The sequence below is a fragment of the Candidatus Frankia nodulisporulans genome (assembly GCF_902806475.1).
In the GTDB taxonomy this organism is placed as follows: domain Bacteria; phylum Actinomycetota; class Actinomycetes; order Frankiales; family Frankiaceae; genus Frankia; species Frankia umida.
On sequence record NZ_CADCWS010000243.1, the window covers coordinates 1 to 6,325 of the forward strand.

Sequence of the window (6,325 nt, forward strand, 5' to 3'; positions counted from 1 at the left end):
CAAACCCGCACACGCCAAAGGGTCGGGCACGCAACCACCGTGCCCGACCCATCACCCCACCACGGAAAACCCGACAACAGCACCCCCACGCCCACAGGCGCGACAGCACTCAGGCGCTACGACGCCCCTCGCCGGTACCCCGCAGCACCGCCAACCGCTCCGCCAGCACCTCCTCCAGATCATCAGTCGTACGACGCTCCATCAACATGTCCCAATGCGTCCGCGGCGGCTTCGCCTTCTTCGGCTCCGGCCGCTCACCATCCACAATCACCGACGCCCCACCACACACCCGGCACTCCCACGTCGACGGCACCTCCGCCTCCGCGGCGAACGGCATCGTGAACTGGTGCCCGTTCGGACAGTCGTAGGACGCCGACTGGCGCGGAGCAAGCTCGGTACTGCGGTCCGTCTCATACGACACCGCACCAAGACGGCTTCCCCGCAGGATGCGCTCGCCCATATAACTCCTCCGAGCGTCGAGTCGTCAGCAACTACCACCCGACAACGATCCAGCCAGCCAAGACGTTCCCGCCCCGGAAGGACACCTACCACAATCATGAACCCCACCCGCCGACACCCCCCCACCAGCCCCCCACACACCCTGCACACCCTCACCCTCGGTGTCCTCCGCACCGCCGTCGGACTCGCCGCCCTCACCCGCGCCGTCGACATCCTGCGCCTCACCGGCATCGACCGCACCACCGCCACCCACCTCGCCTGGACCGCCCGCCTCGCCGGCATCCGCGACATCGCCCTCGGCGCCGGACTCCTCACCGCCCACACCACCGGCCGCGACACCCACCTGTGGATCACCGCCGGAATGCTCGCCGACACCGCCGACGTTTCCGTCTTCGCCACCGCCACCTCCCACCCGCCCTCGGCACCGCCATGACCACCGCCGCCCTCGGCGGCGCCGCCGCCGCACTACCCCTGCTCCGCCGCCACCAGCCCACAACCAACACAGGGGAGTAGCAGCCGAAACACCCCCACCAACCACCACCCGTCACCACCCGAAAGGACCCCACACCATGACCACCAGCAACACCCCCGACCAGCAGCCCACCAGCAACGACACCACCAGCAAAATCGTCAAAACCGACGAGCAGTGGCGCGCCGAACTCGACCCCGACCGCTACGCCATCCTCCGCCAGGCCGCCACCGAACGCGCCTTCACCGGCACCTACACCTACAACAAGGACACCGGCACCTACCGCTGCGGCGCCTGCGGCGCACCCCTGTTCACCTCCGACACCAAATACGACTCCGGCTCCGGCTGGCCCAGCTTCACCGAACCCACCGTCCGCGACGCCGTCACCCTCATCGACGACCACTCCCACGGCATGACCCGCACCGAAGTCCGCTGCGCCCGCTGCGACAGCCACCTCGGCCACGTCTTCCCCGACGGCCCCGGCCCCACCGGCGAGCGCTACTGCATGAACAGCCTCGCCCTCGACCTCGACCCCCACTAGACCACCCATCCACCCACCTCACGAACGACCCCGACCAACACGCGACACGTGGTCGCTGAGCACGGCACCAGCCGAACTCAGCGACCACGGTCCGACCTCCGAAACACCCCACAAACCAGCCCCACACCCACACCCACACCAACCCACACACGCCGATAATGCACATTATGTCAAGTAGGGTAGTGGGCGAGAAAACGATCATCGCGTCGCGCCGTCCATAAGGATCTTCCGGGGATGCTGGCCGCGCTGCGCGCGGTCGGCATCACGACGGGGCGACGCCACGCGTTCTCTCCCGCCCCCGGCCGGCCAGCAGCGCCATATGTCGCGTTCCATCTGGAAAGTGCCGAGCGGGAACCTCTCCCCCAGATGCCTGTTGATGATCTTAGTAGTTGATCAGTAGGCTGCGTGGATGTCAACACTGTTGATTATCTTGGTGAGGGACGGCGGGGTGCGGAGGTCGATCGTGGGCTGACCTTCGGGGGATGCTGGACGGGTTCGGACAGTGACCCCGGTGGGCGCCGTCGCATCCCGCTACCCCGTAGGAGAGTCAGGTCATGGCGTCCCCCCGTGCCTTTCCGTTGGAGCCCGCCCCGATCCGGGTGTCCGATGAGGTCCTCGAGGATCTGCGGGTTCGGCTCGCGTTGACCCGGGAGCCGGTGGACGAGGGGAACGAGGACGGGTCCTACGGGGTCCCGGTCGGTGATCTGCGCGCGCTGGTCGACTACTGGCGGGACGGCTACGACTGGCGCCGGGCGGAGGCGCGGATCAACGCCTACGAGCACTACCAGGTGACGGTCGCCGGGGTGCCGGTGCACTTCCTGCGCCGGGCCGGGCGGGGTGTCCGGCCGATCCCGCTGATCCTGACGCACGGCTGGCCGTGGACGTTCTGGCACTGGTCGAAGGTGATCGACCCGCTCGCCGATCCGGCGGCGTTCGGCGGTGACCCGACCGACGCGTTCGACGTGATCGTGCCGTCCCTGCCCGGCTTCGGGTTTCCCGGTCCGCTGACGGGTTTCCCCGACGTCAACTTCTGGAAGGTCGCCGACCTCTGGCATCTGCTGATGACCGAGACCCTCGGCCATCCGAGGTACGCCGCGGGTGGCTGCGACATCGGTGCTCTGGTCACCAGCCAGCTCGGCCACCGTTACGCCGACGAGCTGTACGGCATCCACATCGGTTCCGGTCTGCCGCTGGACTTCTTCAACGGCCCCCGTTCCTGGGATTTCGCCCGGGGCCGGCCCCTGCCGGACGACCAGCCCGCCGACGTACGCGCCCGCATCCTGGCCCTGGACCACCGGTGGGCGTCCCACCTGGCGGTGCACACCCTCGATGGTGCGACCGTCGCGCACGGCCTGGCCGACTCCCCCGCCGGGCTGCTCGCCTGGCTGCTGCGACGCTGGACGGCGTGGAGTGACAACGGCGGTGACCTCGAGCGGGTGTTCAGCCGGGACGACCTGCTCACCCACGCCACGATCTACTGGGTGAACAACTCCATCGCCACGTCGATGCGGTACTACGCCAACGCCAACCGGTATCCCTGGGTTCCTTCCCACGAGCGCACCCCGGTGGTGGGGGCCCCGGTCGGGCTGACCTTCGTCGGCTACGAGAACCCGCCCGGTGTCCACACCGCCGAGCAGCGGATCCGCGCGTTCACCAGCGGCCCGCAGGCCGCCTGGTTCAACCATGTCAACGTCAACGCCCATGACCACGGCGGCCACTTCATCCCCTGGGAGAACCCCGACGCCTGGGTGAGCGACCTGCGCCGCACCTTCCACGACCGCCGACCCTGAACCCCCACCCCGGGCCGGGTCAGTGCGGCGCGTCGGACCAGCGGTGCAGGATCGAGACGTCGGCGACGAGGCGCACGCCGCTGCCGGCCGTCCAGTAGGCGGCGGTCGCGGCCAGGGTGCGGTGCAGTAGCCCGGCGGCCTGCTCGGCATGCCGCCGGGGGACGTGGACCAGCAGCTCGTCGTGCAGGCACAGCACGATGTCGCCGTCGAGTGCGGCCAGTTCGATGCGGACCGTCGCCGCCCAGGCCTTGAACAGCTCCGCGGCGGCTCCCTGCACGACCGCGTTGCGGGCGAACCTCCCGCGGGCGATCAGGGCCTGCGGGGTCGGCTCGGCGTCGCCCTGCGCGTCGGGCGGAGGCGGGTCCGTCAGTCCCCGGGCCGCCCCTGGCCCGGCACCGGCGGCCGCGGTGGGGGCCAGGGGGATCCGCCGGCCACCGAAGGTACGCAGGTCACGGCCCTCACGGCCGGCTCTGTCGGCGGCGTCGAGGAAGGCCAACGCCGTGGGGTAGGCGCGCCGCATCCGGCGCAGCGCCTCGCCGGCCGAGCCGGTGGTCTGCCCGTACATCGCGGCGAGCATCGCGATCTTCGCGTCGGCGCGCGGGCGACCCAGGTGCGCGGCGACGGGGGCGTACATGTCGTCGGCGTGGGTGGCACGGGCCAGCGCGGTGTCACCGGAGACGACGGCGAGCACCCGCGGTTCGATCTGGCCGAGGTCGGCGCGGACGAACACCCGGCCCGGTTCGGCGACGATCGCGATCCGCAGGTCGGCGGGCAGGTTGTGCAGGCCGGCCTGGGCGGTCATCCGACCGGCACCGCCGTCGCTGCCGTGCCAGGCGCCGCGTAGCCGGCCGTCGACGCCGACGTGTTCGTCCAGCCAGCGGTGGCCGTAGGTGGTGACGATCCGTTCGGCGCGCCGCCAGGCGAGCAGGGCGCCGACGACGGGATGCGCGCCCCGCAGCGGTTCGAGGCGACCCGAGCGGGTGTCGGGGACGTCGATACCGACGGTACGCAGACCCGCCCGGACCGCCGCCGGGTTGCGCAGGTCGACCGGTGCGGGCAGGTGGGCGAGCACGGGCGCGTCGCGGCGGCGGCGGGCCGTGTGCTCGTCAGCGGGGGTGTGCGGGCGGGGGCCGATCAGCTCGTCGAGCAGTGCCTCGGCGACGGGCCTGGCCAGGGGCAGCCCGTCGCGTTCGAGTTCACGGGCGAGCAGTTCGGCGGCGGACTCCGACCAGGCGGTGAGCACGGACAGGGGGGTGCGGCCCGGCTGGGGACGGCCATCGGCCAGACGCCGCAGCGCCGCCGTCTGGTGCTCGTGCACCGTCAGGGCGAGCTGGGCCAGCCGGGCGGCGCGACGCAGCGACTGGGCGGCGGACGGGGCCCGGGCGAGCCAGTCGGCGTCGAGCTGACCGTCACCGCGTAGTGCGTCACCGTCGATCCCGATCTCACCGCCGACACCGGCGTCGGCGGTGTCGGCGTGGTCCGCCCCGGCCGAGACCGGCGCACGCAGGACGGCGTCGGCCCCGGTGTCGTCGCCGGAGGCCATCGTGGTGCCATCCCAGAGATCAAGCTGCCCCGCGACGGCCCGCAGGGGACGGGTGGATCCCCGCGGTGGCGGTGGCGGCAGACCCACGGCAGCCGCCCAGACGGCCGGTTCGTCGCCGCGGCGGCCCCCGTGCAGCAGACGGTGCACGGCGGACAGATCCCAGCAGGCGGCCAGGCGCACCCGGGCCGCGAGCGCCAGCTGCGTCGCGGGCCGCGACGACCACCACACCCAGCGGGGCCCGAGACGACGTTCGATCTCGGCGAGGTGGCGCCCGACCTCGCCCGGGCCCGCGACGAGACCGAGCACCACCGGCCCGGGCGCCAGGCCTGCTGGCCAGGCCAGCGCGAACCCAACGCCGGGCACGGCGACGATGGCCAGGGGATGGCGGGCGGGAAGCTCGGCCGCCCACAGCGCGGCGCACGGGTCAGCTTCCGATTCGGACAGGACACGGGCCGGCGCCGAGGGCATGGGTCGATTCTGACCGGTGGGTCCGACAGTTCTCCCCCACCCCGCTCGCCCTGGTAACCGATGGGCGCGAACAATTCCCTTCCACAGGTGACGAGCAGGCGCGACCGGGATCCGTGGGGAGAAGCACACTCCACCCGTCGGGTGCGGCCGGGTTTGCCATGCTGGGCCGGTGAGTGAGGTCAGCACGGGGCATGCGGATTCCCGACCATATGGCCGCCTGGCCGACACACCGGAGCCGGCCGGCGGCGCGGACTACGAGCGGCTTGCCGCGAACCTGCGTCATCTGTTGGATGCCGTGGGGGGCGCGCGGCTGCCGGACCCTCTGGTCAGCCGGGTAGCCGACCAGCTGGCCGAGCTCGGCGCGCAGCTCGCCCCGTTCGCTGTCGCGGAGAGCGAACGGGTCGCGGGGCGGCGCTTCGACCTGCCGGGGCGGGGCCAGACGATGGTGCCCGCGCTGCACTGGGACGAGGCCGACGCCCACCATGGCCGGTGCCGGCTGACATTCGGTCGCCATTACCTCGGTGGCGGTGGCGCGGCGCATGGTGGTGCGGTGCCCCTGGTGTTCGACGAGGCGCTCAGCGCGGTGGCCAACCGGGACCGGCCGATGGCCCGTACCGCGTATCTGCACGTCGACTATCGTGCGATCGTGCCGATCGACACCGAGCTGTGGATCGAAGTGGAGGTCGACCGCGTCCAGGGCCGCAAGTGCTATCTGCGCGGCGGACTGCACCATGGCGATGTCCTGTGCGCGCAGGCCGAGGCGCTGTTCGTCGAACTGAGGCCCGGCCAGCCCTGACACCGGCCTCACCCCTGCTGTCCGTGTCTCCCCTCCCCCAGGTGCGCTCCTCCCGGGCGGGCTTCGCCACCATGATCGTTTTCCTGTCACTGGGACAGCGTCAACACCGTTGATTATCTTGGTCGGGGATGGTCTGGGCGGTGGAGTACCGTCGGGCGCGCCCGGGTGCACCGCTGGACGTGGTCTACCGCTGGACGTGGTCTGCGGCGACGCGACAGGCGAAATGCCGGCGTTCGAAACGTGAACCGGTGAGAATCCC

The 6,325-nt window shown here is 71.5% G+C and carries 6 protein-coding genes; 4 read left to right on the plus strand and 2 right to left on the minus strand.

What is annotated here, in order from left to right; genetic code table 11:
* Window positions 1-109: 109 nt before the first annotated feature.
* Window positions 110-460, minus strand: coding sequence for an RNA polymerase-binding protein RbpA (locus G6R24_RS17145; RefSeq protein ID WP_163550238.1), 351 nt, complete (start codon window positions 458-460; stop codon window positions 110-112).
* Between the two features lie 96 nt (window positions 461-556).
* Between G6R24_RS17145 and G6R24_RS17150 the strand changes: the two genes are divergently transcribed.
* The 3 genes from G6R24_RS17150 to G6R24_RS17160 all read left to right on the plus strand — a co-directional run bounded on the left by G6R24_RS17150 (window position 557) and on the right by G6R24_RS17160 (window position 3,259).
* Window positions 557-892, plus strand: coding sequence for a hypothetical protein (locus tag G6R24_RS17150; RefSeq protein ID WP_225438649.1), 336 nt, complete (start codon window positions 557-559; stop codon window positions 890-892).
* A gap of 136 nt (window positions 893-1,028) precedes the next feature.
* Window positions 1,029-1,469: a peptide-methionine (R)-S-oxide reductase MsrB gene (msrB, locus tag G6R24_RS17155; protein ID WP_163550239.1), complete on the plus strand. Its 441-nt coding sequence runs from the start codon at window positions 1,029-1,031 to the stop codon at window positions 1,467-1,469.
* 554 nt (window positions 1,470-2,023) lie between these two features.
* The gene (locus tag G6R24_RS17160) at window positions 2,024-3,259 is read left to right on the plus strand and encodes an epoxide hydrolase family protein (protein ID WP_163550240.1); all 1,236 of its coding nucleotides are present in this window, start codon (window positions 2,024-2,026) and stop codon (window positions 3,257-3,259) included.
* 19 nt (window positions 3,260-3,278) lie between these two features.
* Here G6R24_RS17160 and G6R24_RS17165 read toward each other — a convergent pair whose 3' ends face one another.
* Complete coding sequence (locus tag G6R24_RS17165; protein WP_163550241.1) at window positions 3,279-5,270, minus strand: DNA polymerase; 1,992 nt, start codon at window positions 5,268-5,270, stop codon at window positions 3,279-3,281.
* Between the two features lie 169 nt (window positions 5,271-5,439).
* Between G6R24_RS17165 and G6R24_RS17170 the strand changes: the two genes are divergently transcribed.
* Window positions 5,440-6,066 (plus strand): hotdog fold domain-containing protein, encoded by a 627-nt coding sequence (locus tag G6R24_RS17170; RefSeq protein ID WP_225438650.1) that lies wholly within the window; start codon window positions 5,440-5,442, stop codon window positions 6,064-6,066.
* The last annotated feature ends 259 nt before the right edge of the window (window positions 6,067-6,325 follow it).

Excerpts from the sequence above, each read along its gene's own strand:
- G6R24_RS17145 (WP_163550238.1), bottom strand. The coding sequence starts at position 460 with ATGGGCGAGCGCATCCTGCGGGGAAGCCGTCTTGGTGCGGTGTCGTAT.
- G6R24_RS17150 (WP_225438649.1), top strand. The coding sequence starts at position 557 with ATGAACCCCACCCGCCGACACCCCCCCACCAGCCCCCCACACACCCTG.
- msrB (WP_163550239.1), top strand. The coding sequence starts at position 1,029 with ATGACCACCAGCAACACCCCCGACCAGCAGCCCACCAGCAACGACACC.
- G6R24_RS17160 (WP_163550240.1), top strand. The coding sequence starts at position 2,024 with ATGGCGTCCCCCCGTGCCTTTCCGTTGGAGCCCGCCCCGATCCGGGTG.
- G6R24_RS17165 (WP_163550241.1), bottom strand. The coding sequence starts at position 5,270 with ATGCCCTCGGCGCCGGCCCGTGTCCTGTCCGAATCGGAAGCTGACCCG.